Origin of the sequence: Sphingomonas sp. T1 (assembly GCF_902506585.1) — a bacterium.
Taxonomy (GTDB): Bacteria; Pseudomonadota; Alphaproteobacteria; order Sphingomonadales; family Sphingomonadaceae; genus Sphingomonas; species Sphingomonas aerolata.
The window spans coordinates 1-26,373 of the sequence record NZ_LR733896.1 but is presented as its reverse complement, the minus strand read 5'-3'; the positions used below and the strand labels follow the sequence as shown (position 1 = coordinate 26,373).

The window sequence follows — 26,373 nt, the reverse complement described above, 5'->3', positions numbered from 1 at the left end:
CCAGCCTCGGCCTCCTTCAGGATGCCGATGATCTGCTCTTCCGAAAACTGCTTCCGCTTCATCTGTCCGTCCCTTTCCGGGGTCGGACTCTAGCTCCAACTGGAGGAAAAAACGGGGGTCACGTCAGCTCCTTCCTGCGCAGCCAGCCTCCCGGCCACGGCCTCTCCTGACGAAAGCAGCTTAGACTCGCGCGACGCTTTCGTTAGAGCGAGCCATGATTCAAGGAACCAGTGACGAGCGCGGGACGGTGAAAAAGAGCACCGCTTCCATGCGCCGCAGTAAGCAACGCGAGTGCGAAGCCGGCTATCGCCGCTCTAGCGTTGCGCTTTCCCCAACGTCGCTCGACGTGATCGAGCGCATCAAGACGAACTTTAGGCTGCCCTCGCGCGAGGCGGCGATCAACGCCGTCCTTGAGCTGATCCATAGCGACATGTTCCTGTGGCACGAGTTTATGTCTCACCGACCACCCGATCTCACGAAGCAGACGGTCGGCGAGCCTGGGCCGGATAGAGCCGATTAACCCCATAGGCGACGCTGGTGGCTTCCCGGCCTACCGGCGGGGGGGGCGGGGAAAATGGATGGTCGAACATTTTCCGACAGATGGGCAAGGAAGTTACATCGCCTCAGCTCTCGCCCCGAAGCTGATCGACTTCGTGCTTTCGAGTAGCTTCGACCGACGCGAAGAGGCTGTTTTTTGGTGGAAACCGGAATGGCCGCTTTCGGGCGGAAAGATCGCGTGCGCAGACGCTTGTTTATGAAGCTGCATTTGGCAGCTATATGCAGCATCCGGCCATTCGAACCGTCAGCGAGGCCAAGCAACGGCAAGCCTGATCGGTAGCATCTCATCACTGCGGACTTGGTCCGGCAGGATCTCTCACGCGACTTGTGGCGGCTTCGCGTGCGCATTCTGAGGAATTTGGTTCCGCTCCTCGCCACGTTCATCACGACGCTTAGCAGCTATAAGCCAGGTCGGCGTCTTCTTCCGACACCATATGTAGCTTGAGTGTGGAAGCGAATAGCGTCTTCTCGCGCGTATAGAACAAGGTTGGCAGCGTCGCTCCAGCGTCGATCAGTCCGAGTATGTCCTCCTGCCTGTGGCCAAGCGAGTGAGCTGTTGGGACGATATCGTTCGTCGGTCGCCATGGAACGAGCGCAATTTCTGGGACTTCTCAATGAGGGGGGAGTCCGGCTTTCCAGTTACGCCGGGTCTGCGTCGGCCTCGGGCAGCGCATAGGGGATTTCGGACAAGCCGACCGAGTTGCGCTCAGCCCATGGACGTTCCCAATCCTCGTCGCGGAATTCCGGCTCAAACAGCCGCACATGCCCCTTGCGCCGCCACGGCGTCGTTTGACGATAGCCACTCGCTTCCCAAACGATGTCGCAATGCATGAGGAAGGGCGGGGTGCCGTTGCGAAAGCGCGCATAGACCGTTGGCAGTTCGGACACATCGTCGCCGACTTCGTCGATCTCGAGGATCTCCTCATAGGGCAGCCAACCGACGAACATCAAAAAGCCCTGGTTCGCGCGCGGCAGCTGCGTCCAGCGGGTGATAACGTCGGCGCTCGCTTCGGCGTCGCGCTGCCGCGGCGGCCAGAGTTGTTCGGTCTCATATGGGATCGCGCGGTCGAGCGCCGACGCCATGTCCCACGCGCCGGTCTGGTGATTCACATAACCATGGTGGCAGCGCAGCAGGACGCGCAGGCCGTGAATCCCGACACCTTTCGCGAACCAGGATCGCCACAGGCAGTCGCTGTCCGCGAGTGGCTTGCCACCGGGATCGGGATAGCGCGCATCACTCGGATCGCGCAGGATGAACGGCTTGCCCGGCCAGCCCTCGTCGGCGAGATGCCGCTGGATCTTGCGTTTGAGCGTCGTTGTCCGGCGGAGTTGGGTTGTCAGCGACTGTTTGCGCATCTGCAGCGAGATGCCGAAATAGGCGAACAGCAGATTGTCGTTCTTCGGCTGGTAGAGCTGATCCTCGATCTCAGCCTTGCCCCAGATATGGATCTCCTGGACCCCGCGCTCCCGGCACCAGTTCCGGCAGACATCACGGGTCGCTTTCGAGAAATCGCAGGCGGCAGCGAAGATGAACCCGTAGAGACCGTCGAAGCTCTCCGCCGCTATGGCTTCGAGATGCGCGATCATCTTGGTGGGGCCAATGCTGCGCTCGCGCTTGCACTGGATAAGCCAGAGGCGATCGAAGGTTGTGGCGGGCTCACCATCGCCGTCCTGATTTTCCACCTCGATATGCTCGCCAGAGGCCACGATCTCATTACCCCGGGCGTCGAAGCCGTCGTCCGATCCGGCCCGGCCGGTCGCCTCGAGCGATCGCCAGGCCCGAAAGTCATAGGCAAGCTGCCGAACGAGATCCTCAAACCGCTTGGGCTCGAGATGTTCGAACGGCAACGGATGCAAGGAGCGCGTGACTTGCGTCGCCATTTCAGGGCGTGGCCTCGCTTGCCGCATCGCGCACGAGACCGGCTGCGAGCTCGGTCACCAAGGTGAGGCACTCGCGGACGGCCGCTTCTCGGACGACGAGCCTCTGGCCCGGGCGATAGACGGGGTCGCCCGTCTTGGCGAGATAGTCGGCGTCGACGATGCCGTCGCAGTGAGCGAGCAGGTGACGCTGTTGAAAATAGCGCTTGAGCGTATCGAGACCGCTCGTGTCGAGATGAGCGGAATAGCCCACACCATAAACCTGCTCCCATAGTGCGCTGCCCTCGGTCAGGTTCTGGAAGACGTTGCGCCGGGCCTTGGGCGAGCTCGCATGGCGCGCGAACAACGCTTCGGCGTAGCGCTGGAAGGCGGTCACGATCCGCTGCAGCGAGTCCTCCACGAGCAGGCGGCGCGTATTGTGCGCGGCGTCCCGGTCCGGCAGCCCCGCCACGATCGCGTCCAGATTGTCGAGCGTCGCCACAATCGTGCGCAGCGACTGCTGGAACACGCGATCTGCGCTGTTTTGGCCGCAGGCCGGGCAAAAATACGCCGATCCGATCACCGCGAAGCGGCACTGGCAGGTCTCGCAGGTGATTTTGAGCTCCATCGGCGCGGACACCGCGGCGGGCAGCGTCACCGTCTGCGGGCGCGCGTCGACACGCATCGTCATCGAGAGGAAAGACCGTTTGGGCTGCCGGCGATTGAAGCTGGCCGCGTCGCGGCGCGTCGCCCCGTTGAGGAGGTCGCCGACTTTCGCCAGCGCCGCTTGCTGGCCGCTCTCTATCTGCTCGGTCGTCCACCACGCACTGGCATCGCGTTCTTCGCCGCAAAACGGGCACCAGACGGCTTCGTCGCGGACGATCTCGCGCCAATCCTCGCCGTGTACCTTGAAAGTGAAGGTGCACGCCTCGGCCGGGCACTCCCGGTCGATGTAGCCTTGTTCGTCCGACTCGACTGAGATCGGCACCTCGACCTTACTGCCGTCCAGACCGGAAATCGTCTTGAGAAGGTCTTCGAACATGTCGCCCACCGCTGATTCAGGCTGGGAACATAGCACGAACCCGAGCGGATCGCGACGAGCACGACATTCGATCGGAAAAGAGTATCGCTCGTTCGCCGAGCCGCGAGGCAGGACCTGAACCAACAACCGATTTCGGGGTGCACTCAAGCAGCCATGAATGTCGGCTCTTGGGTCATACCCGCAGCGGAGCTGCCGGCCGGCTTCCGACCCAGTTTCAGCCGTTCGTCGATCAATACATGTTGCCCGGAACCTGCCGTTCCTCAGCCTCAGGACTTAGTGGGATTTCACTGGCTAACAGTCAGCCTCTCCAGACGCTCGGCTCTCAGTGGGGCGGCTCCAATACTCCACCGCCGCTTTCCAGAACCTGCGCAAGAGCGAATCAACGCAGAGGAGGTACGGTTAAGCAGACAGCAATGTTGCAATCCAGCGGCTGCGATCGAACTGTCGACAGACAATCACGAGAGCGGCGGTAAGCGGCACGGCGATGAGTGCGCCGGCGATGCCCCAGACCCAACTCCAGAACGTCATCGCGATGATGATGGCGAGTGGGGAGAGGGATAGCTGCTTGCCCTGCAGGAGGGGGTAGACGACATTGCTGATCGTCACCTGCAGGATCGCAAAGCCGACGAACACTAGCCCCGGCATCTGCCAACCGCCGAACTGGACGAAGGCGTAGAGTACCGGCGGCACGATGCCGACGATGTTGCCGACCACGGGGACGAAATTCAGCAGGAAGTTGAGCAATCCCCAGACGAGTGCGAGCTCGAGTCCGGTCATCCACGACCACAATGCGGAAGCGACGCCAGTGAGAACGCTGGTCGCTAGCGTGGTGCCCAAATAGCGGCGGATCTGGCCGGAAATAGCTTCTGCTACGTCCAGCATGCCTCGGCGCTCGCCACCGTCCAACATGTCGTGCAGCTTACGGCGGAAGCGAGGCACTTCGGGCAGGCCGAGCATGACGACCAGCGCGATGAACCCGACATAGGTGACGAACGTGTAGACGCCGCTGGCCAGCATCTGGATCACCGCCACGATCCGTTGGCGATCGACCGTTCCGGACAGGGGTACGCCGTGATTTGCCGCCCAAACCGCCAGTTTTCCGTAGCTACGCTCCAGGCCCGGCCATTGCGAAGCCATGACAGCGATGACTTGGCCGATCGACAGATAGACCGCGGCCGCGAACGCGCCGAGAATGATGACCAAGGCCAGCATCGTCAGCGTGTACGCCAGCCAGGACGGCATGGCCCCTGCCAGCCATCGCTTGAGCGGCCATAGCGCAGCGACGGTGATCGCAGCGAATGCGATCGGCATCGTGACGGCAAAGCCGGTCCGTAGGGCCGCAATGATCATGATCGCGGCGATGATCGTCAGCAGGCGATTGCGGTAACGATCCTGGACGGGGATATCGGTCATGCGTCTCTTTCGATGATAGCGGCGCCCGACCGTCGCATCGCCTCGGCGTTCAGTCGGGCGCCCAGCAGCAAGACCCAGGCCGACACCATCAACCACAGCATCAGCACCACCACTGCCGCCAGCGAGCCATAGGTGTCGTCGAAAGAGGCGAAGTGGGATACGTAGATGCGAAACAGCAGCGTGGCGCATAGCCACATCACGACGCCGGCAATCGTGCCAGGGAGGGCGTGTCGCCACGGGATCGCGTCGCAAGCCGGGGCATAGCGATAGGTGACGATCAGCCCAACGCCTGCTCCCAGCGTCAGCGATCCGAACAGGACTATGCTCGATACCAGCCGCGCCCCCGGTAAGCCGTCGGGGACATAGCTTTGGAGGAATGCCAGCACCGATAGCGAGACGAGCGCCGTCAACAGCAGAGCCGCACAGCCGAGTACCAGCAGCATCGAGACGAGCTGTCGTCGCAAACCGCTCCGCTCGTGCTGGACGTGATAGGCCAGGTTGATACCGTGGAGCAGCGATCGTCCCGCCCGCCGCGCGCTGAACAGCGTCACACCAACCGAGACAATTGTCGCGGCGACGTCATCGCGCAGCATGGCGAGCTTGGTCGCCAGCCCGTGGGCAACCAATCGCTGTGCATCGGGTGGCAGTATGGCGACCAATCTTGTGATATTCCGGGAGACCGTCTCCGGTGAGGCGATCATGCCATAGGCACTTGCGATCAGCCCGATCAGCGGCACCAGTGCCAAGAAGGCGGCAAAGGCGATCGAACTCGCGGCAATGCCGAAGTCGTCCCGTAGCGCTCCGCGCACGGTGGCAATCATGAGGCGGACCCAGACGGCGACATCGACCAGTACTTTGCCGGATGGGCTGGTTACCTCAGAGATGCGAGGCCAACGGAGCCAGGGATATGCTCTCGCCAACACCTAGAGCGCCGATGGCGTGGGTTCGTCACGTCGGGCGCGTGCCAGTACGCGCTCGATGGTGCCGCCCTGCACGATGACCGAGAACAGCACGACGATGTAGGTGGCCGCAAGTGCGATCGACCGCGCCGGGCCGTCCGGCAGGCCTAGGGCCAGCGCTACCGAAATACCGCCGCGCAGGCCGCCCCAGATGAGCGTCAACGGCGCGAGCCGTCCGAGCGACAGGATTGGTCGCAGCACCGCGAGAGGTGTGACAACAGCGATCCCGCGGGCGAGCAGCACCAGCGGCACGGCCGCGAGCCCGAGTGCGATCAGCCTCGGGTCCCACGGTATGGTCACGACCTCGAGCCCGATGAGCAGGAACAGGACGGCGTTGAGGATGTCGTCGATTAGCGCCCAGAACTTCAGAAGGTAATCGCGCGTGATGTCGCTCATTGCGTCCGCCACGCCCTTGTTGCCGATCAGCAGGCCGGCGACCGCCATCGCGACCGGGCCGCTGATGTGAAGCTGCGCGGCAAGCGCATAGCCGCCCATAACCACGGCCAGCGAGATCATCACCTCGACATTATACTCATCGATCGTGCGCATCGCCCGGTAGCCGATCCAACCTGCCGCCAGCCCCAGAAGCACGCCTCCACCGGCCTCCTGAAGGAACAGCGCCGCACCGTGGCCGAACGACAGCGGCTCGGTGCCAAGCGCGGCTTCGAGCAGGATGGCGAAAACGACGACGCCGACACCGTCGTTGAACAGGCTTTCGCCGGCCACCGTCGCCTTCAGCGTCGGCGACACCTCTGCCCGGCCGAGGATTCCCATGACGGCGACGGGGTCGGTTGGGCTGATGAGCGCGCCGAAGACGAGGCACCAGATCAGCGGCACGGCGAGGCCGAGCCAGCCTGCGATCAGGTGGAAGCCTCCGCCGATGATGACGGTCGATAGCAAGACGCCGACGGTGCTGAGCACGACGATCGGCCAGCGCCCGCGGCGCATGTCGTCCCACTTCACGTGCAACGCGCCCGCGAACAGCAGGAACGACAGCATGCCGTCCATCAGCGTGGTGTGGAAGTCGATGCCGGCGATGAAGCCGACCACCTGTTCGCCGACCTGGCTACCGGGCAGCAACTGATCGATCCCGACAACGAGCAACGAGGCGACGGCCCCCATGATCGTCAGCCCGATCGACGAGGGCAGCTTCAGGACACGGTGATTGAAATAACCCAGCACCGCGGCGAGTACGATGAGGATCGCTGCGGCGTCGAACGGGGTCAGCACGGTCTGGTCAGTCCTTGTTGTCGCTGCGCACGATGGTCAGCGCGTTGATGTGGCGCGGCTCAGGAACATTGTCACCTGCCGGCCAGCCTTCGCGCTGGCGTCGACGATCGCCGTCGCTTGCCTCGGTCTGGTCGTGAAACAGCACCTGCGTGGTGGGGAACGGCAGATCGATGCCGGCGCCGACCAGCGCCTCCGACACTGCCTGCAGAACACGATCACGGACTTGAACGACGCCCGAGCGCTTGGGCTTGGTCCACCAGCGCACCCGGAGGTTCTTCGACGATCCGGCAAGGTCCCACAGCAGAACATCGGGTCCGGGATCGGCGAGCACGCCGTTGACGCCCTTGACCGCTTCCAATGCGATCCGCCGCGCCGTGGTGACGTCATCGCCGTAGCCGATGCCAACGTCATACTCGCTGCGCAGCAGGTCATAGGCGGTGATGACGGTCACCGTCTCGGTATAGATCACGCTGTTGGGCACGATCACCCGCTGGCCGTCATAGGTGCGGATGTAGGTAGCTCGGGTCTCGATCGATTCCACCGTGCCGGTGAAGCCGCCCCCGGTGGTGATCTCGTCACCGGCGCGGAACGGGTGTCGGATAAGAAGTAGGATACCAGCAAGCAGGTTCTGGAAGATGTCCTTGAACGCAAAGCCGATTGCGACACCCCCAATCCCGAGGGCCGAGAACAGCTTTGCTGGCGTAACGGACGGGAAGGCGACGGTCACGGCGATCAACACGCCCAGCAGCATAAGCGCGATATAGGCCAGCCGTCCGAACGCCATGCCGGCGCTAGGAAACTCGGATCGCTTGGCGGCGAATGCCTCCACGGCGCGTCGCACGCCCGAAGCAAGAGCCCAGAAGATCAGGAAAACGACGAGCCCTGCCAGCAGCAATGGCAGCATGGCGAGGAAGCCGTTGACCATACCGTTGACGGTCGTCCAAATCTCGGACGGATGAATGGCCTTGGCCGAGGGAGTGCTCATCGCTAGCGTTCCTCAGGCCGTGCCGGCAAGCCAGGCGGTATCGTCGCGCAAGCGACGCTTGTAGTCGGGTTGATCAAGCGCGGTGCGCAACTCGGCTGTGCGGGTCCGAACGCGCGTCAGGTTGAAGCCCTTTAGCGCCTCAGCCGCCAGTTCCTCCAGTCGGTCGGCATAGAAGCGGATCGTCGTCAGCCGGTCAGGTTCGTCACAATCAAGCGACACTTCGCCCAGCGCGTTCAGGTATCGCAGGCTCGCCACCATGTCGGCCGCGCAATATTGCGCCAGCGCGCCGAATGACCGGTCCATCAGCGATGCAAAGGTGGTCGGATGAGCGATGACGCGGAGAGCGCCTTCGTCGTCGACACGAAGGTGTGAGGGGAGCGATCGTCCGGCCAAGTCGGACATCGCAGCGCTCAGCCAGTCGAGGCACGTCACGGCCGTGAAGGGATCGTTGACGCCGGGCGACAGCGCCCGTGCCGCGATCTCGACCAGTTCGTCGACGAGGAAGCGCAGGTCCTGCAACGCCGAGCGCCGCGAGCCGACAGAGAACGCATCGCGCAGATCGTCTGTACAGGCATCGCCGCATTTCTCAGGCGGCCAAACCTCGACCAGAGCCCGGCCGACATGGACGAAGTCACCTGGCTGGTATTGCAGACGCAGAACGAGGTCATGCTTGGATGCGATGCGCAGGACCGCTTCGTCGTCGAGAAACTGGATGTAGCCGGTATCCTTGGCGGCAACGATCCGGCGCTGCTTGCCGGCGCTCTCGCTAGCATCGTCGCGGAAGGTGGCCGGGATGTTGGCTTTAGTCGCTGCATGATCGTCGGGCGCGCTGCCGACGAAGCGGGGGAAGCGATCGTCGATTCCGCGCAGCAAGCGGTCACCGACATCCTCGATCACGCTGTTGATGTGGATTTTGCTGGGTACGTGGTGGATGAAGTAGATCAGCACCGCAATCGAGCAGAGCGCCAGAAGCACGCCGACCAGTAGCGCCAAATTAGGTACAAAGCCGTAGCCACCGGACTCCTCGGCCGAGTGGATCGTGCGTAGCACTAAAAGGCAGTAGAGGAACGTCGCGATGAAGGTGCCGAGCGTGACCTGATTGCCGCGGTCGCGCATGAAGTTGGTCAGCAGACGCGGACCATACTGGCCCGAGGCGTACACGACCGCAGCGATTGTGACCGAAAAAACCGTACCCGCTACGGTGATCATCGACCCGCCGACCGAGGACAGCACCTGCCGTGCGCCATCCGGCCTCGATGCGTACAGCCAGACGTAGCCGTCCATCCAGGACGAGCCGACGAATGTATCCAACGCGACCATGCCGCCCGCCAGCAGGACGGCGGCTAAGGCCATGATCGACGGCACAAACCAGTAGCTGGAGCCGAGATAATCGGTGAGGCGGCGGAAGCCAGCGTTCATGGGCGAGGCTTTCCAGCTGTTATGCCCGGCCGTTTCACCAACCGGGCAGTAAGGTCAACGTACTGCGGCTGCTTGGTTGGCAACGATGGCGTCGCGCCGTTCCTGGCTCATGCCAGCAACGTTCATGTCGGCGGCCTCGATGGCGTCCGATCGGGAATCCCCAGTGTCGCGGGCCTTGTCAGCGCGATCATCCAGTCGTGCGGCCCGATTACGCAGCATGTCGGCATTGGCTTCCATTGCATCCGCGCGGTTATCTGCTGCGTTCTCGACACGGTCGGCCAGTTTGTCCGATGGGCTCTTGTTGCATGCTGCAAGCGGAAGAACAGCGGCCAGTGCAACGAGGGTGATAACAGATTTCACGGCATCTCTCCTGACATATAAGCGCCAGGACGGTTGCCGGGCACGCCGAACGCACGGGCCGGTTCGTATCAACTGCGGAACGACTTAGGTGTTCCGATCGGGTTAAGATTGGATTTGTTGCTAAGGTGTCTGGTCGAGCGTTGCGGGCACCAATCGAAAGCGCTGCCCCGCCGCAGCAGCAGGAACAGGCACAAGTCCCTGAGCTCGCAAAACACTGGCGATTTCAAGGGCGCGACGTTGCGTCAGGCCAGGGCGAGCGGACGCTTCGGCGGGAAGCCCAGGCACAGCCAGCGACGGAATATTCCATCGCTTCGCTGCCCAGACTGTCGTCGCCAGTGCAACCTGCGCCGGGCCGTCAAGTGTGTCGACGTTGTCGGCAAACGCGATCTCTGGCAGCGGTTCCTGCGGGGGAATCACTGCGACCGACCAACCGTCGGTCTCATTTGTCGCCCGTGCTTCGAGCATCCGGTAGGTCGATAGGGTCGCGCCAGGTAAGGGGGTGGCCGCGGCTGTCGCACGACGATGGTCCCGGTCGATCGTGACTTCATCGGCGGGGATGCCGGTGACGAGCGCAATCATCTTTGCGAGTGCTGTCATGCGCTGCGTTTCGGCGCTTGCACCGTCACCCGCCTGCCTCAGCTCCTCGCGCTGTACTTCGAGGGCGCCGGCACCGGGATCGAGCAGGATTTGATCGAGATCCAGGCGTATCGGGCGCCCCAAGGTCTCGACGAGCGCATCCTGGATGGCGGGGGTCTTCTTTGCAGCTGCTCTAGGTGTGATCACGACAGCTCTGACCAGCAAGGGATCGGCTGTAAAGTCGAGGTCGAGCTGCGTCACCCGCGCATCCTCGCCGAATTTGGCTGCAAGCAGAGAACGTGCCTGCGCGATCGCAACCGCCTCGCGACCGATCCGATTGAGCGAGATACCAAGCGGCACCGCGAGTGCTACGAAAACGAAGACCAGCACAATGGTCTGCATCCAGCCCTGGCGTCGCGACAGGTGGTGCCCGAAGCCGTAGAAGCGCGCCATTGCCGTTGCGGAGAGCGCTATCGTGATGAAGTTCGTGACGAAGAGCGCTAGGGCACCGGCGCCAACGGGCAGGTTGTGGGTCGCGATCCCATAGCCGACCACTGCCAAAGGCGGCATCAGCGCCGTGGCGATGGCAACACCGACGATCGTCTCGCCACGCCCGCGGATGATCGCGAAGCTACCTGCCAGAGCCGCGAACAAGGCGACGGCAAGGTCGAACAAATTGGGCCGCGTTCGTGCGACGATCTCTGCGGTGGGCGCTTGGAGCGGTGAAATGGTGACGATCAGCGCCGTGAACGCGACTGCTGCGGCCGCACCGATCGCTAGCGCCTTCAGCGAGCGTCGAAGCTCCGCAAAATCGAAAAGCGCAAGGCTGAAGCCGAACCCGAGGATAGGACTCATCAGCGGCGAGATCAGCATGGCGCCGATCACAACGGCCGGCGATGATAGCAGCAGGCCTAAAACGGCGATCCCCGCCGACATCATCGTCATGAAGGCGTAACGAGGGGACCAGCCGCTGTCCTCGACGATCCGCGCCACGACCGCTTCGTGATCGACGGGACCGACGATCGATCGTCGCCACCATCGATAGAGCGTCAGCCGGGCGAGCCCGGTTCTCAGCCTATCCCGGCCGGCGTCAGCGTCGCTCATACTATCCACCTACGCCTCATCCTCCGACCGATCGTCCTTCGCGTTGCGCTCGCCACGACGAGGACGAGGCGGATTGCTGCCTGCCGGCCACCCTTCGCGCTGCCGGGTTCGGTCCCCGTCGCCGTCCTCGGTCTGGTCATGGAACAGGATTTGCTGCGTCGGGAACGGCAGGTCGATGCCGTTGTCGGCGGCAGCTTGCCAGATCGCCAGGATCACGCGCGCACGAAGATGGACGAGGTTGGTGCGCTTGGATTGCGACCACCAGCGGGCGCGTAAAACCACCGAACTGGCATCGAGCCCCCAAGGTAGCACCTCCGGTGCAGGATCGGCTTCGACGCCGTCCACTCTGGCGATCGCCTCGGCGAACACGACCATCGCGCGCTCGGGCTTATCGCCATAGCCGATACCGATGTCGAACTGGTCACGCCGCACCGCAAAGGCCGTGTTGACCACGACGGGTGATGTGTAGACGTCGGAATTGGGAATGATGACCCGCCGACCGTCATAGGTCTTGATGAGAGTGGCACGGCTCTGGATGTGCTCGACCGTACCTTCGAAATCCTTGACGACGATCTGGTCGCCGCGTCGATAAGGGCGGTTGATGAGCAGCAGGATGCCGGCGAGCAGGTTTTGCAGGATGTCCTTGAAGGCGAAGCCGATCGCGACCGAGCCGATGCCAAGGCTGGAGATGATCGTCGCCGGCTTGACGCTCGGGAAGATGATGACCGAAGCGATCAGGACGGACGCCGCGACCACGAGACCGAAGGTCAACGACGCGAGCACGCCGCCAAGGTCTACCAGTCCCTTGTGATGGAACGCCTTGCGAACGCCGTTCGCGATCAGCTTGCCGACGAACCAGGCGACCAGCACGAAGACGATGCCGCCGACGATATTGGGAAGCTGCAGGAAAAAATCGTTCGATGCGACGTGGAGCTTGGCCAAAATGAGGTCGAGCGGGTTCTTCACCGGCGGTGGCGTGACAGGCTGCATCATCGGCGAACGGGCCGTTCTATCGGTTGTTCCGGAGCTGTCATGACCCGCATCAATGGATCAGCCAGACGATGGCAAACGAGGTCGCCAACCCAACCGTGATGTTCATCGGCAGTCCGATCTTCACAAAGTCGGAAAAACGATAGTCAGCCGCGGCATAAACCATCGTGTTGGTCTGGTATCCGATCGGCGTGGCGAAGCTGGCCGATGCGGCAAACATGACCGCCACGATCAGCGCGCGCGGATCGTTGCCGGTCGCCTGCGCCAGCCCGATCGCGACGGGGGTCATGATCACTGCCACCGCGTTGTTCGTCACAGTTTCGGTGAGCAGCGAGGTCAGGAAGTAGAGGACGAGGATCAGCATCAGCGGCGACAGCGCGCCGAGCCATGGCGCTATCGCATCGACGACGAGGCGGACCGTGCCGATCGCCTCCAGCCCGCTACCGATGCCAAGCATCGCGAAGATCAGGACGAGGACGCTGCCGTCGATCGAGCGCCATGCTTCCTCCGGATCGATGCAGCCTGTGACCAGGACGATGCCGACGCCGATCAGCGACAACAGCACGACCGGCATGATGCCGAGTGCGGCGAGGATCACGACGCCCACGAGCGTACCCACCGCGATCGGTGCACGACGCCGGCGGAAGCGACGGACCTGGCTGGTATCCTCCGCGATCAGGTTGGTGTTCTCGCGCAAGGTGGCGATTGCCGATGCATCAGCCGCGACAAGGAGGCTGTCGGCCGCTCGCAACCGGACGCTGCCGAGATCGGGACCCGGCAGGTGGCGAGCACGGCCGATCCCCAGCACCCGCGCCGGCAGGTTCGAGAGGAACGGAATATCGCGTAGTTCACGGCCCAGCGCGGGATGGGATGGAGCAATCGTGAGGCCGATCAGGCGGACGTCGTCGGCGCGTTCATTTTCGGCAAGCCGGATAGCCTGTCCGACGTTTTGCAGGCCGACGATCACGCCCTGGCTGCGAGCCAATCCGTCCAGTTCGTCCGCCGAACTGGCGACCACCAGACGATCGTCGCGCCTCAGCTGCATCGTAGGCGCTGGGTCGCGCAGCAGCTCGCCTCCGCGCTTAACCGCGATAAGCCGAACGGCATCGCGCTTGAGGAAGGACAGGTCGGCGATCGACAGGTCTTTTGCCACCTCCTCATCCGACAGAACTAGCTCGGTCAGGTAGCTCAACTGATGTCGGTCAGCGATATCGTTGTCGGGTCGCGACGGCAGCAGCTTCGGCCCCAGCACCAGCATCGTCGCAACGCCCGCTGCCATCGCCATCAGGCCGACGCCGCTAATCTCGAAGATACCGAAAGCCGGTTGGCCGTTGGCCCGCGCGACGCCGTCGACCAGCAGATTGGTCGACGTGCCAATCAGGGTCAGGGTGCCACCCAGGATCGACAGATAGGATAAGGGAATGAGAAGACGCGTTGCGGGTATGCCGACCGTCTTGGCCAGTCGCCGTACCAGCGGGATCAGCACGATAACGACCGGCGTGTTGTTGATGAAGGCAGGCGCCGTCGCGGCACCAGCCAGCATTTCCGCGACCGTCCGGCGTGGCGCGTTGCCGGCCCGGCGGACAACGATGCTGGCAAGTGCTTCGATCGTACCCGTTCGGACCAGCGCACCCGACAGCACGAAGAACGCCGCGATGGTGATCGGAGCGGAATTAGCGAAGGCGGCGGTGACCAGCGACGGCGTTAGCCAGCCGAACACGATCATCGCACCGGCGCCGACGACCGCGATCGTTACCGGCGGAAACCGCTCGCTGGCGAACGCGACGAACAACGCGATGATAAAACCAAAGCCAAATACCGGCTGATAAGCAGCCGCGCCGGTGAAAACCCAGTCCAACAAATCCCCTCCTGTCCTTTGCAGATGACGCTGGCAGGAACGCTTGCGGCTGTCCAATTCCCTGATCGACGTTACACCAGTGACATGCCGCCCCGTGATCGCCGATCTGCCGAACCGACGCCGATGCTCCGCAAGCGTAGCCGTACGCCTGTCTGGCTGGCTCTATCGTGGCGGGTGCTATTGGCGCTCGGCCTGATCGGTATCGCGCTCGCCGTTCACTGGTTCGATCGCGAAGGGCTGCGCGACAACGCCGACGGCAAGGTCAGCCTGATTGACGTCGTCTATTTCACGATGATTACCGTCACCACCGTCGGCTATGGCGATATCGTGCCCGTGACTGATCGGGCGCGGTTATTCGATACCTTCGTGGTCACGCCGGTGCGATTGTTCGTCTGGCTGATCTTTCTCGGCACGGCCTATGATTTTCTGTTCAAGCGGGTTTGGGAGAAATGGCGCATGCGCGTCCTGCAACGCGATCTGTCCGGTCATGTCATCGTCGCCGGCCATGGCACCAGCGGCACGGAGGCGGTGATGGAGCTGAAGCGGCGCGGGAAGGCAGCGGACGCAATCGTCGTCATCGATCCGCACGCCGATGCGCTGGAACGAGCGGAAGGCGAGGGGGCAGTCGTCCTGGCCGGCGATGCCACCCGCAACGCGACGCTGGAGGCGGTGCAGGTGGCACGAGCGAGCGCGCTGATCGTTGCGGCAGGCCGGGACGACACCTCAATCCTGATTGTATTGACCGCGCGGAGGCTTGCGCCCGACCTGCCGATCAGCGTCGTGATCAGGTCGGAGGACAATGAAGCACTGGCGACCCAGGCAGGTGCCAACACCGTCATCAATCCGGCTAGCTTTGCCGGCCTGCTGCTCGCAGGTTCGACCAGCGGGCCGCATCTCGCCGATTACATGATGGACCTCGCCGGCCTGCACGGCGCGGTGTCGCTGCACGAGCGCCCCGTATGGCCAGACGAAGTCGGCAAGCCACTAGCCGCCATCACCACGGGCATGGGGCTGCGGATCTACCGGAACGAGCAGCGCTACGGCTTCTGGCAGCCCGAGGTACACGCGCTGCAGGACGGGGACAGAATCATTGAGGTTGTGCCTTCCGACGCTTAGCCGGCCCGGCAGACAAACGCAGCACCGTGAAGCCGGCGACTGCTGAGAGGATGGAACCGATCAGCACGCCGATCTTGACCTCGTCGACGAGCATTGGCTTGGCAAACGCCAACCCACCGATGAACAGACTCATGGTGAACCCGATGCCGCACAAGAGAGCGGTGCCGTAGACCTGCGGCCAGGTCGCGCCGCGCGGCCGAGGCGCCCATCCAAGCCTTGCTGTGCCCCAGACGGCTCCGAACACGCCAATCTGTTTGCCAACGAACAGGCCGGCGGCAACACCGAGCGGCACCGGCAAGAGCATCGATCCCAGCCCGAACCCTGCCAGCGACACGCCGGCGTTGGCGAAGCCGAAGATCGGCACGACGACGAACGCGACCCATGGCTGCAATCCGTGTTCCAACCGATGCAGCGGGGAATCAATGGCGTCGGGTGCTCCCGGTGAGCGTCTGATCGGGATCAGGCTTGCCGCCAGCACGCCTGAAATCGTTGCGTGGATGCCGGAGGACCAGACGGCCAGCCAGAGGAGCAGCGACAGGATGATATAGGGCCACAGTCGTACCACGCCGAAGCGGTTGAGCACGAACATGACACCCATAATGAGGGCGGCGGCCAACAACGCCAATCCGCTGATCTCACGCGTGTAGGCCAGTGCAATAACCGCCACGGCGCCCATATCATCCACGATGGCGACGGTCGTCAGGAACAGTTTCAAAGAGGTCGGGACTTTTGGCCCGAGCAGCGCCATCACGCCGATGGCGAAGGCGATGTCGGTTGCGGACGGGATGGCCCAACCACGAGCCAGCCCCGCCGTACCCCCGGCTATGGCGAGATAGATGATCGCAGGCACGGCCATACCGCTGACCGCAGCGATTGTCGGCAAGGCACGATCGGCCCAGCTCGAGAGGTGGCCATCGACCAGCTCGCGCTTGATCTCCAGCCCGACGAGGAGGAAAAACAGCGTCATCAGCGCATCGTCGATCCAGTGGAGGATGGACAACGGACCGACATGAGCGCCGAGCGCCTCGAAATAGGTGTCGGCCAAGGGACTGTTTGCGACGATCATGGCGAGCGCAGCAGCGATCATCAGGACAATGCCGCCAGCGGCTTCGCTGCGGAGGAAGCCGCGCATCGCGGAAGGTGGCCGGAGCCGAGTCAGGGTAGTTGCCACTACCGCCACTATCGGTGGCTGTTCTTTGCCCTGGTCTTCATCGGTCATGACCGAGTGCCTGCTCGGAACGCGTGCGCCTCGTCAAGCGACCGCTGCGCCATTTTCAAACCTCAGGACTGCGTGATCATCCTTAAGCCCGACTCAACCAACGCGGAGGCACCGAGCTGAAGATCACCGGATCGGTGCCAGCGTGTTGACGCCGGCGTCCGCATCCGTCTCGCCTCCGGGCGGCTGAGCATTCCGATCGCGATACGACGGAAGGTCTTTCGCGCCTTCAGCAACCGGTTCCGCTTCCAGCCTTGCGATCTCACGCCTCATTTCGGCTATTTCACGAACCTGTGCATCGATGATGCGATCGGCGATCAGCCGCACGCGCGGATCACGGATGTGGGCTCGTTCGCTGGTCATGATTGCAATCGAGTGATGGGGGATCATCGCCTTCATATAGGCGACATCATCGACGGTCTCTTGGCTACGTACCAGCCACAAGGTGCCGGCGAAGACGGCCAGTGACCCGGCGACGATGCCGATGTTGGCACGGCGATCGGGATACATGCCCCACATGAAGCCGATCATGATGAACGCCATGACCGCTCCCATGAGGAGCGCCATCCACATCCTGGTCTGACTGAACTCGACGTGTCCGATGGCATAGGTGTTCAGGTACATAAGCCCGAACATGACGATCGTAGAGGTCGCGATCATGGCGGCGAAACGGCGGTATCCCACGGGCTTTACTCCTCCTGCGTCGGCTCAGCGAACGAGCATCCAAGCCACCACGCCAACCGTAAAAACGTTTCTGGCTATGAGGTTTAAACTACGGATGATTCCCGAAGATCGTTCCGCCAATCCATTCAGGTAAAATCGCGACAATCGATCGGCTCATGCTACGAAGAATGCGGGTCGCATCGCCGACCAGCCAGCGGAGAGATTAGCGTGACAACCACTTGGGGCTTATGTGCCGTTCTTACTCGGCAGGTAGAGGGTCTGTGATCGGGATCGTCGCAATACTCGCTGCCCTGATCGTTACAGCGTTTCTGAGTTTCGGTCGCTTCCCACGCAGCGAAGCATGGCGAGCGACGGTAACACCGCTTGCATCGATCATCGGTTCGGGGTTCCTGATCTGCGGCCCTCTGCTGGCGAAGGAGTTCGGGTCGGCCGCAATCCTGGCGATGGCAGCGCTTCTCGCCATTGCCTATGCAGTCGGCGCGGTCGTGCGCTTCAATATCATTCACGTCGAGAACATCGCACCAACGCTATCGCTTCACGATCCGATGGCATGGGCAATGCGAGCCGCACAGGTCATGCTCGCCATCGCCTATGCCGTATCCGTCGCTTATTATCTGAAACTGCTGGCCGAGTTTACGTTGAAGCCGCTGCCTGTGCCTGCCGAATGGCATGGGCTGGTCGCCAATATCATAGTCACGAGCATCATCCTGATCCTCACCGCGCTGACCTTTTCCGGCGATATCCGCAAGATCGAGCATGCCGCGCATGCCAGCGTCTCCGTGAAATTAGGCATCATTGCCGGCCTTCTCATCGGATTGGGGGCCTGGTGGGTAATGCGTACAGGCGCTCCGCTCGTGCTTCCCCCGGCACAGCTCTCGCCTTCCGGCATTCCGCTTCTCCTAGGCCTGCTCATCACCGTGCAAGGCTTCGAAACCTCGCGCTACATGGGCGATCATTACAGCCAAGCCATTCGGGTACGCACCATGCGCTATGCCCAGTGGCTTTCCTCGGCGATTTACCTAGCGTTTCTTGCCCTCCTGACGCCATTCCTCAGCGAGGCGCAGCATGCCGAGGGCGTAGCGGGGATCCTCGACATCATGAAGCTGGTGGCCCCGATCCTGGGCATTTTCGTCCTGATCGGCGCGGTGTCCAGCCAACTAAGCGCTGCCATCGCGGACTCGATCGGGTCGGGCGGGCTGATGGTCGAAGTGTCACGCCGTAAACTCAGCGTGCGCAACGCGTTCATCGCCGCCAGCGCTTTGTCGATCGCGGTCGTCTGGCTGACCGATCCCTTCTCCGTCATCGCGCTTTCATCACGGGCATTCGCGCTGTTCTATGGCATGCAGGCCGTGCTGGCGCTGTGGGTGTCGTTCCGGACCGGCGCTGGCGGACGCGCCGCGCAGGCAGGTTTCGCTCTTGTGGGACTGGTCTGCATCGTCGCCGCGCTCGCCGGTGCTCCTGCGGAAGGCTGAGCATCGCTCGGCATGGTTTGAACGAGACGACGAGCAGGAGCGAGCTTTTGGACTGGAGAGCATGGCTGAACGGGCTGGGACTACATGTCCCGGCATCGCCCAACGTCGATGCGATCGTGATTGCGATTGTCCTGGTGGCCGGCGCTTATGCAATCGGCTGGCTGGTCGCCGGATGGGTGGCTCCGCGCATCATAGCCGCTCTGGCGCGCTGGGCGGGGCGCCTCGAGGGAATCACCCTCCGGCTGGTCTGCGTGGTCACGCGGTACGGCATCGCGTCTCTCCTCTTGCTGATCGTCGGTAATTCGACCGCACTCAGCCCCATCGGCCTGATGATCGTCGCGACAGCGCTCGGCATCGCGCTTGCTATCCTGGTGTTCCACGTCGGCAAAGCCGCTGGCCTTGGCAGTGCCGTGGCAAGCATCATAGCCGCCATAGCATTGGTGGCGGCAACCGCAGGCACGCTGGGTGGCATGGAGCCACTGATCGCGGGGCTGAGAAACGTCGGCTTCAGCATCGGTACGCGCCGATTCTCGCTCCTTGGCGTAATCAATTCCATTGTCGTCGTCGTCGTGCTGTTCGTCGTGGCGCGCATTGCCAACCGGATCGTCGTGCACTCGGTCGGTCGGCTGCACGCCCTCGACATGTCGCAGCGCGTTCTCCTGCAGAAGCTTGCCAGCATTACTGTTGTTGTGATCGCCGGCCTCCTGGGAATTGACCTGCTTGGCATCGACCTAACGGCGCTAACGGTATTCTCCGGAGCGGTCGGTCTTGCCGTCGGCTTCGGGCTTCAGAAGACCTTCGGCAATCTGATCGCCGGATTGATCCTGCTGATGGACCGGTCGGTGAAACCGGGCGATGTCATCGTGGTCGGCGATACCTTCGGCGCGGTGAGCAAGATCGGGGTAAGGGCTGTCTCGGTCGTGACACGCGACGGCAAGGAGCATCTGATCCCGAACGAGCAGCTGATGACCGAGCCGGTCGAGAACTGGTCGTACTCGAGCCGCAACGTGCGCATCCATATTCCGGTCGGGGTAGGTTACGGGAGCGACCTTCCCAAGGCGCAGAAGCTCATGATCGAAGCAGCGACCGCGGCTGCTCGCGTGCTGGTCGATCCCAAGCCCTCCGTGTGGTTGAAAAGCTTCGGCGACAACTCGGTCGATCACGATATTCTGGTCTGGATCGCAGACCCCGAGCTTGGCGTCGGCAATGTGCGCTCCGACATTCTCAACCGGGTGTGGGTGCTCTTCCAGGACAATGCGATTGAGATCCCGTTCCCGCAGCGAGACGTCCATATCCGCACGTTGCCCACGACTCCGGCCCCTGCAAACCCATAAATCGGTGTCGGCGCAGCGTGGTCATGCCGGTACCAGCCACCAAAGTGCGCCGGTGAGGGCAAGGGTGGCAGCGACGAAAGCCCAGGCGAGAAGGCGGATACGGATCGGCCGTATCGCGGCCACTTGGTGCGCTTCAACCCGGCTGAGGATCGTCCGCGCGCGCCGCTCGGCCGACAGGAAGATGAGCACCGCAATCAGCAGAAACAGCGTTGCGATTGCTTTCGCAACCCATGTCGGATTGAGGGTGGGAAACAGCGCGTTGAAGCCCAGTCCGATACCGACCGACGCCATGCCTGTGCGCATCCAGCTCGCGAAACTGCGCTCATGTGCGAGCACGGTCCGGTCCTCAGCGAAATCGGTGCGATCCTGCGCCAATTTGGTTCTAGCGGGAGGCACCTTGTCATCCCGAACCATAGCATCCTCCACAAACTGAGGGTGAGGCATCGTTTCGTTCGCCAGTCGTCTCCGCTCTGCTTATGGAGGCCTCAGGCCTAGCCCAGCGAATGTCAGGGTGGACCCACTGGCCGAATGCAGGTCCGTCATAGTTGAACGAGGTCTGCGTTGTTTAAGAAATCCATTTCGGTCGCCACTCTGCCGGTTTGTATGATGGTAGCAAGCTGCCACAAAGTGCCATCTGCAACGCCACTCGCCGTACGCTCACCGGACGGGCGGACTGAGATCGTCGCCGGCAGGCTCAAAAGCGGCGGTTTGGCCGTTCGTATCCGGCATGACGGTCGTGATGTCATCGCCCCCTCCGAAGTGGGCCTGATGCCCGACGGCGAAGCCTATGGCCCAGTTGAGATCGAAGGCTCTCAGCAGATAACGACTGCGAACGGTGGCGAGGCATCTCACGGGGAACTGCTGGTCAAAGCGCGTGAGCGTATCGGCGGCAAACGCGCGCTCCTGCTGCGCCTACGCGCCTATGATCAGGGCGCAGCGTTCCAGGCTTGAGCTACCTCCGGAGCCGAGGGAAGGGAATATCTGGCTTGCGGCAGAGACGACCGCGCTGCGCTTCCCACGCGATTACGCCTGCCTGGCGGTTCGACACGCGAAATACCTGAACAGCCACGAGGGAGATTATGCCCCCGTCAGAACAAGTGCCCTCCAGGGAAGCGCTCTTTATGATCTGCCTCTCAGTTGTGCCACGGGCCGAGGCGAAGAGACGATTGCGATCACCGAAAGCGGGGTCGAGAACTACCCGGGTGCCTATCTGGTCAAAGGCCAATCGCTCGGCGTGGCACTCCGGTTAACGCCGTTGCCAGCTGCCGACCATCTCGCCGCAATCCTGCCGAGGCGGCAAGGGTTGCGCACGGGATGGCGCACTGTTCTGATCGCCGATCGTCCCGAACAGATGATCGCCAGCACATTGGTTCACGATCTCGCCGCGCCATCCCGCATCGCCCATGCAGGGTGGATCAAGCCGGGCAAGGCGAGCTGGGGATGGTGGGCCGGCGTGAAGACGTCAGGTGTTCCTGATGCCGGCTTCAACAACCCGACGTATCGGCACTATATCGACTTCGCTGCTCGCTTTGGCTTGCCATACTTCGTCATCGATTGGGGCTGGGCAGCTCGCCCCAACGGCGACAAGTCGCTTGCGGATGTCACCCGCTTCCGGCCGGGCGTCGATATCCCGGCGCTGTCACGCTATGCGGCCGCTCGCGGCGTGCGTCTGTGGCTTTGGACCAACTGGGATGCGATCGGGCGCGACATGGATCATGTCTTTGCGCTTTACGAGCGCTGGGGCATCGCCGGGATCAAGGTGGACTATGTCTACCGGCAGGACCAGATCGCGATCAGCTATTATCATCGGCTGCTCGCAGCCGCTGCCCGGCATCATCTGATGGTCAACATCCATGGGGCACCTGTTCCGCGAGGGCTGGAGCGCACCTATCCGAACCTCATGACCGAGGAAGGGGTCATGGGTGCCGAGTATAACAAGTGGAGTCGCAGTGCCACGGCCGGGCACAATGTTCGGTTGGCCTACAGCCGCGCGATCGTCGGGCCGATGGATTATACGCCGGGCGGCTTCCGCAACACGACGCCGGCGGCCTTTAAAGTACGCCATACATTGCCGCAGGTGATGACAACGCGCGCCCAGCAACTGGCTATGTTCGTCGTCTATCCTAGCCCGTTACAGTCGCTCGCTGACGCGCCGAGCGCTTATGTCGATGCCGCAGGGCATCTCGCGCCTGGCAGCGATTTCCTCCGCCTAGTCCCCGCATCTTGGGACGAAACACATGGCGTGGCCGGTGAATGGGGGCGCTGGATTGCAGTCGCAAGGCGATCCGGCAAGCGCTGGTTCGTCGGCATCATGGGTGATGAGCAGAGACGCATCGTCACCATCCCATTCGACTTTCTTGGCAGCGGCCGTTGGCAGATGCGGGCATGGGTAGACGGTGGGAAACCAACCGATACCGCGGGTCATTGGGGAACGATCCGAGAAGGCACGAAGCTGCGCGTTCCACTCGCTCCCAGTGGTGGTGCCGTAATGATCCTTGATCCAGCCTGATGCAGCGGGTCCGAACAGGACTGGAGATCGTTCATGGGAGATGAAAACAACATTCCGCGCGATGCTTGCAGCCTCCGCGCTTACGTTCCTGATCTTGCCAACCATGGCCCAAGCCGGATTGAGCACCGACGAAGCCGGCGCACCGCAAACGGCGCAGTCGAGTGCGCCTTGGAATGATGCCAATCGCGGCGTCCTGAAGACGGCTTTGGCCGACCGCGAGCGGCATGGCCTCGATCATATCATGTTCCTGCCGGACGATGCCGATCAGGGATCGGATACCGTCGTAGAAAAGGCCTACACTCAAGCTGCGCTGGCTTACGCGCAAGCGCTCGCACAGGGAGTAGTCGATCCCGCATCGCTGCACGATGTTTATACGATCTCCCGACCGACAGCAGACCTCGGCGATGCGTTGAGCAATGCGCTGCGCGATGGTGTGTTGGAGCAGTGGCTCGGGGGGCTGGCACCCTCAGATGACGAATACCAGAAATTGTCGGATGCCTATCTGGCGACAAACCGCGACACAGCCACGCAGGTGCCGACGATCGCCCTCACCAAGAGCATCCACGTTGGTGATACAAATCCCCAGGTTCCGGAAATCGCAAACCAGCTCGTTGACGACGGCTATCTCACGAAGGGCACTGCCGACGCCTCATCCGGCGTCTATTCGCAAGACATCGCGGACGCGGTGCGAGCGCTGCAGCGCGATTACGGCATCCGGGTGGATGGCATCGTTGGCCCTGACACACTGGGTGTCCTGACTCTTCGCCCCGGAGACCGGGCCCGAACGCTTGCCGTGGGACTGGAGCGGCGACGCTGGCTGTCGCGAACGCCGCCTGCGACACGCATCGACGTGAATACCGCGACCGCCGAACTCCGCTATTTTCGGGACGGGCAGCAGATCGATCAGCGCAAGGTCATCGTCGGGGAGCCGGACCGGGAAACGCCCGCGCTAGGCTCACCGATCTATCGGTTGGTCGCCAACCCGACCTGGACCGTTCCCAAGTCGATTTCCGTATCCTCCTCCACGGTTCGGGCGAAGAACATGCACCGGGTCAACGGCTATTGGGTCCAGCCGTCCGGCCCTGATAATGCGCTCGGCCTGGTCAAATTCGACATGAGGAACAACCAGGCCATCTACCTCCACGACACCGCAGCGCCCGAGCTGTTCGACCGCAGCCAACGTCACCTGAGCCATGGCTGCGTCCGGGTAGCGGATGCCTTGGGGTTTGCGCAGATGCTGGCCGATCAGGAAGGTGTCGGCGAGGCCTGGACGAAAGCGCACGAGTCCGGCAATTACCAGTTCGTCGATCTCCCTCGCGAGATCCCCGTGCGCCTTCTGTACCACAATGCATTTGTCAGCCCGGACGGCCGAGTGTCCATTCGTACCGATCCGTATGGCTGGAACGATGCGGTCGCGACGAAGCTTGGGTTCGCCGACGCGCAAACACGACACGCCAAGGCTGAGGCGATCGACATTGGGCCATGAGATGCGCATTCACCAGCAGAAGCGAAAGCGCGCATCGCACGCGATGATGATCCGATTTCTAACGCGGCTCTCAAATTTTGAGTGACACCGTTAATCGTTTGCCCGACTTCCTTGCCAAGCGCATGCAGTGGCTATGTGTCTCACCCCATCTCTGAGTTCGTTCTGAATGCGTGGCATACTCGCATGGGCTGTGACCCTGCTTGCGCCTACGCTGCTGATCGTCACACTCATCAGCTTGGTGCATTCCGATATCTGGTGGGTGCAAGCGCTCAGCTTCCCGCGGATCGGAGCATTGATCCTCATCGGCATTGTCATGATTGCCGCCATCGCTGTGCGCGGCGCATGGCGCGGTACGCTGTTCATCATGCTGATCGCCTCCGCGGCGCTCCAGCTCTGGCGGGTATACCCATATACGGCGCTGGCGCCGGTGGAGGTGGTGAAAGCTCGCTTTGCCAGCGGCACCCGCGACCCGTCCTGCTTCACCGTCTTGGGGCTCAACGTCTACCAGCATAATCGCAACTATGCAGCGACACGGGCACTGATCGAACGCGAACAGCCCGACATCCTGCTGCTGATGGAGACCGATCAGCCTTGGATCGAAGCACTGACTCCGACCCTGTCTAGCTACCCGGCGCGGCTTCTTCGGCCGATCGGCAACACTTACGGGCTGGTGTTTGCCAGCCGCCTTCCGGTCACTTCGATGCGCACCGAGAACATCACCGATCGTGATACACCGACCGTCTATGCGCAGCTGTCGACCCGCAACGGTCAGCCGTTCGATTATGTCGGGTTGCATCCGCGTCCGCCTTTGCCGGGTCAGGACACGACGCTGCGCGACCGCAAGATCGAGCATGCCGCCCTTCGCATTGCGGACAATCACGTGCCTGCCATAGCTATGGGCGATTTCAATGACGTTGCTTGGTCGCGAACGACACAGCTGTTCAAGCAGGTTGGCGGCTATCTCGACCCAAGGATCGGGCGCGGCAGCTACCCGACTTTTCCGTCCTCGATTGCACCCATCGGCTGGCCGCTGGACCAGATGTTCGTATCCCGCAGCTTCACCTTCCGCTCGCTGCGCGTGCTGGAGGATGTCAGCTCGGACCATCGTCCGCTCTCGGCCGAGCTGTGCCTGAAGGCAACGGCTGGCGTCCGCAGCAGGAACGCTGCGCTCGATCCGGTGACCGACAATGCGCGCGATGCGGCTCGCGCCATGGCAGAAAGGTAAGATCATGCTGACCGGCAGCGCCTTCGGCTTAGTACGCATCTTGGTGGTAGGATCTCTGGCGTATCTGATCCTGATCGTGATCCTGCGGGTCAGCGGCAAGCGAACGCTTGCGAAAATGAACGCTTTCGATTTTGTCGTTACCGTTGCGCTAGGATCGACGCTTGCGACCGTTTTGCTGTCGAAGGACGTACCGCTCACCGAAGGCGTGCTAGGTTTTGCTCTGCTAGCACTGCTCCAGTTTATAGTTGCCTGGACAGCCCAGCGGTTCGGGCCGGTCGAGACAGCGGTTAAATCCAAACCGCGCGTCTTGCTTGACGATGGCGTAATCGATGCTGACGCAATGTTGGCGGAACGTGTAACACAGGAAGAGATTTCCGCAGCCGTCCGAAAGGCAGGCTATGGCAACTTCTCGATGATTGCTGCGGTCGTCCTGGAAACTGACGGCAGCTTCAGCGTCGTTCCTAACGATGCTGCAGGCGATGGATCGGCCCTTCTCTCTTAATCGGCATGAGAGGCAGGCGTCAGTAATGAAGCTGGTGACACAGCGCCGTGCTTCGGAGACGCTAGGGATCGCTCTGGACCGTAAAATCGCAAGCGCCACGCAATGATGCGCATTTAGTCGACTGCAAGACCATGGGCAGCTATCCGCTTCGGCACGCCTGATAGCTGCAGGCAGGAAAGTCCCCACGAGCAGTCGTTCGGCCACCAGCCTCGATCTGCCGGTCGGCTCCCGACCCAAAGGAAGACGTAGCCGAGGCATGTTGCCGATCTTGGAAGCTGACATTCTGAACCGGGGTTCTGACACACGCAAATGCCCGGAAAACCGTGGTCGCGTCTGCAGCGTCAAAACCGACCGAGACTGTTGAAAAATGGCGGCTTGCGAAGGGGCTGGAGGCGTGATTCACTCCTATCAGGCGGTAGGGGATAACGGACATGATGGGTCGGCAGGTGGCGCAAGGCGCACTGTTCTACGGGTTCCG

23 protein-coding genes are annotated in these 26,373 nt (G+C 62.4%); 9 read left to right on the top strand and 14 right to left on the bottom strand.

The genetic code is table 11. From position 1 onward, the window contains the following. The first annotated feature begins 214 nt into the window (after positions 1-214). Positions 215-520: a hypothetical protein gene (locus GV027_RS21315; protein ID WP_201302721.1), complete on the top strand. Its 306-nt coding sequence runs from the start codon at positions 215-217 to the stop codon at positions 518-520. Positions 521-1,197: 677 nt separating this feature from the next. Here GV027_RS21315 and GV027_RS19570 read toward each other — a convergent pair. The 11 genes from GV027_RS19570 to GV027_RS19520 all read right to left on the bottom strand — a co-directional run bounded on the left by GV027_RS19570 (position 1,198) and on the right by GV027_RS19520 (position 14,408). Further along, entirely contained in the window at positions 1,198-2,439 is a 1,242-nt protein-coding gene (locus GV027_RS19570; RefSeq protein WP_159513314.1) for a hypothetical protein, read from the bottom strand. Position 2,440: 1 nt separating this feature from the next. Further along, positions 2,441-3,466 (bottom strand): hypothetical protein, encoded by a 1,026-nt coding sequence (locus GV027_RS19565; RefSeq protein WP_159513313.1) that lies wholly within the window; start codon positions 3,464-3,466, stop codon positions 2,441-2,443. A gap of 390 nt (positions 3,467-3,856) precedes the next feature. Next, positions 3,857-4,870 (bottom strand): AI-2E family transporter, encoded by a 1,014-nt coding sequence (locus GV027_RS19560; protein ID WP_159513312.1) that lies wholly within the window; start codon positions 4,868-4,870, stop codon positions 3,857-3,859. Beyond that, the gene (locus GV027_RS19555) at positions 4,867-5,691 is read right to left on the bottom strand and encodes a YihY/virulence factor BrkB family protein (RefSeq protein ID WP_159513311.1); all 825 of its coding nucleotides are present in this window, start codon (positions 5,689-5,691) and stop codon (positions 4,867-4,869) included. Before GV027_RS19555 ends, GV027_RS19560 begins: the two co-directional genes overlap by 4 nt. Before the next feature lie 102 nt (positions 5,692-5,793). Further along, positions 5,794-7,059 (bottom strand): cation:proton antiporter, encoded by a 1,266-nt coding sequence (locus tag GV027_RS19550; protein ID WP_159513310.1) that lies wholly within the window; start codon positions 7,057-7,059, stop codon positions 5,794-5,796. Between the two features lie 7 nt (positions 7,060-7,066). Beyond that, positions 7,067-8,044 (bottom strand): mechanosensitive ion channel family protein, encoded by a 978-nt coding sequence (locus GV027_RS19545; protein WP_201302720.1) that lies wholly within the window; start codon positions 8,042-8,044, stop codon positions 7,067-7,069. A gap of 12 nt (positions 8,045-8,056) precedes the next feature. Then, complete coding sequence (locus tag GV027_RS19540; protein ID WP_159513309.1) at positions 8,057-9,463, bottom strand: DUF2254 domain-containing protein; 1,407 nt, start codon at positions 9,461-9,463, stop codon at positions 8,057-8,059. Positions 9,464-9,517: 54 nt separating this feature from the next. Next, a complete protein-coding gene (locus tag GV027_RS19535; RefSeq protein WP_159513308.1) occupies positions 9,518-9,823 on the bottom strand; it encodes a hypothetical protein in 306 nt (101 codons plus the stop codon). Between the two features lie 120 nt (positions 9,824-9,943). Further along, positions 9,944-11,503, bottom strand: a complete 1,560-nt coding sequence (locus tag GV027_RS19530; RefSeq protein WP_159513307.1) for a DUF389 domain-containing protein — start codon at positions 11,501-11,503, stop codon at positions 9,944-9,946. Positions 11,504-11,512: 9 nt separating this feature from the next. Continuing rightward, positions 11,513-12,496: a mechanosensitive ion channel family protein gene (locus GV027_RS19525; protein ID WP_159513306.1), complete on the bottom strand. Its 984-nt coding sequence runs from the start codon at positions 12,494-12,496 to the stop codon at positions 11,513-11,515. 49 nt (positions 12,497-12,545) lie between these two features. Next, complete coding sequence (locus GV027_RS19520) at positions 12,546-14,408, bottom strand: SLC13 family permease (protein ID WP_236559410.1); 1,863 nt, start codon at positions 14,406-14,408, stop codon at positions 12,546-12,548. Positions 14,409-14,474: 66 nt separating this feature from the next. Between GV027_RS19520 and GV027_RS19515 the strand changes: the two genes are divergently transcribed. Next, on the top strand, positions 14,475-15,467 hold the full coding sequence (locus GV027_RS19515; RefSeq protein ID WP_159513305.1) for a potassium channel family protein: 993 nt from the start codon (positions 14,475-14,477) through the stop codon (positions 15,465-15,467). On the opposite strand, the gene nhaA is transcribed toward GV027_RS19515, so the two are convergent. Then, positions 15,439-16,599, bottom strand: a complete 1,161-nt coding sequence (gene nhaA, locus GV027_RS19510; RefSeq protein ID WP_159513318.1) for a Na+/H+ antiporter NhaA — start codon at positions 16,597-16,599, stop codon at positions 15,439-15,441. The genes GV027_RS19515 and nhaA overlap by 29 nt on opposite strands. A 210-nt stretch (positions 16,600-16,809) precedes the next feature. After that, positions 16,810-17,343 (bottom strand): DUF305 domain-containing protein, encoded by a 534-nt coding sequence (locus GV027_RS19505; protein ID WP_201302723.1) that lies wholly within the window; start codon positions 17,341-17,343, stop codon positions 16,810-16,812. A 284-nt stretch (positions 17,344-17,627) separates the two neighbouring features. On the opposite strand from GV027_RS19505, the gene GV027_RS19500 reads away from it, so the two are divergent. Together GV027_RS19500 and GV027_RS19495 are read left to right on the top strand one after the other, a co-directional pair. Continuing rightward, on the top strand, positions 17,628-18,839 hold the full coding sequence (locus GV027_RS19500; RefSeq protein ID WP_159513303.1) for a hypothetical protein: 1,212 nt from the start codon (positions 17,628-17,630) through the stop codon (positions 18,837-18,839). 47 nt (positions 18,840-18,886) lie between these two features. Further along, positions 18,887-20,173, top strand: coding sequence for a mechanosensitive ion channel family protein (locus GV027_RS19495; RefSeq protein ID WP_236559409.1), 1,287 nt, complete (start codon positions 18,887-18,889; stop codon positions 20,171-20,173). 21 nt (positions 20,174-20,194) lie between these two features. Here the strand turns inward: GV027_RS19495 and GV027_RS19490 are convergent, their stop codons facing one another. Then, on the bottom strand, positions 20,195-20,587 hold the full coding sequence (locus GV027_RS19490) for a YidH family protein (RefSeq protein WP_159513316.1): 393 nt from the start codon (positions 20,585-20,587) through the stop codon (positions 20,195-20,197). 147 nt (positions 20,588-20,734) lie between these two features. Between GV027_RS19490 and GV027_RS21745 the strand changes: the two genes are divergently transcribed. The 5 genes from GV027_RS21745 to GV027_RS19465 all read left to right on the top strand — a co-directional run bounded on the left by GV027_RS21745 (position 20,735) and on the right by GV027_RS19465 (position 25,895). Further along, positions 20,735-21,124, top strand: coding sequence for a glycoside hydrolase family 97 N-terminal domain-containing protein (locus tag GV027_RS21745; RefSeq protein ID WP_159513302.1), 390 nt, complete (start codon positions 20,735-20,737; stop codon positions 21,122-21,124). After that, positions 21,096-22,682 carry a glycoside hydrolase family 97 protein gene (locus GV027_RS19480; RefSeq protein ID WP_159513301.1) on the top strand — a complete coding sequence of 529 codons (1,587 nt, stop codon included), beginning with the start codon at positions 21,096-21,098 and terminating at the stop codon, positions 22,680-22,682. The genes GV027_RS21745 and GV027_RS19480 overlap by 29 nt, the downstream gene beginning before the upstream one ends. A 40-nt stretch (positions 22,683-22,722) precedes the next feature. Next, positions 22,723-24,168, top strand: coding sequence for a L,D-transpeptidase family protein (locus GV027_RS19475; protein ID WP_236559408.1), 1,446 nt, complete (start codon positions 22,723-22,725; stop codon positions 24,166-24,168). A gap of 190 nt (positions 24,169-24,358) precedes the next feature. Then, positions 24,359-25,393: an endonuclease/exonuclease/phosphatase family protein gene (locus tag GV027_RS19470; RefSeq protein ID WP_159513300.1), complete on the top strand. Its 1,035-nt coding sequence runs from the start codon at positions 24,359-24,361 to the stop codon at positions 25,391-25,393. Between the two features lie 4 nt (positions 25,394-25,397). Then, positions 25,398-25,895 (top strand): DUF421 domain-containing protein, encoded by a 498-nt coding sequence (locus tag GV027_RS19465; RefSeq protein ID WP_159513299.1) that lies wholly within the window; start codon positions 25,398-25,400, stop codon positions 25,893-25,895. Positions 25,896-26,373: the final 478 nt, after the last annotated feature.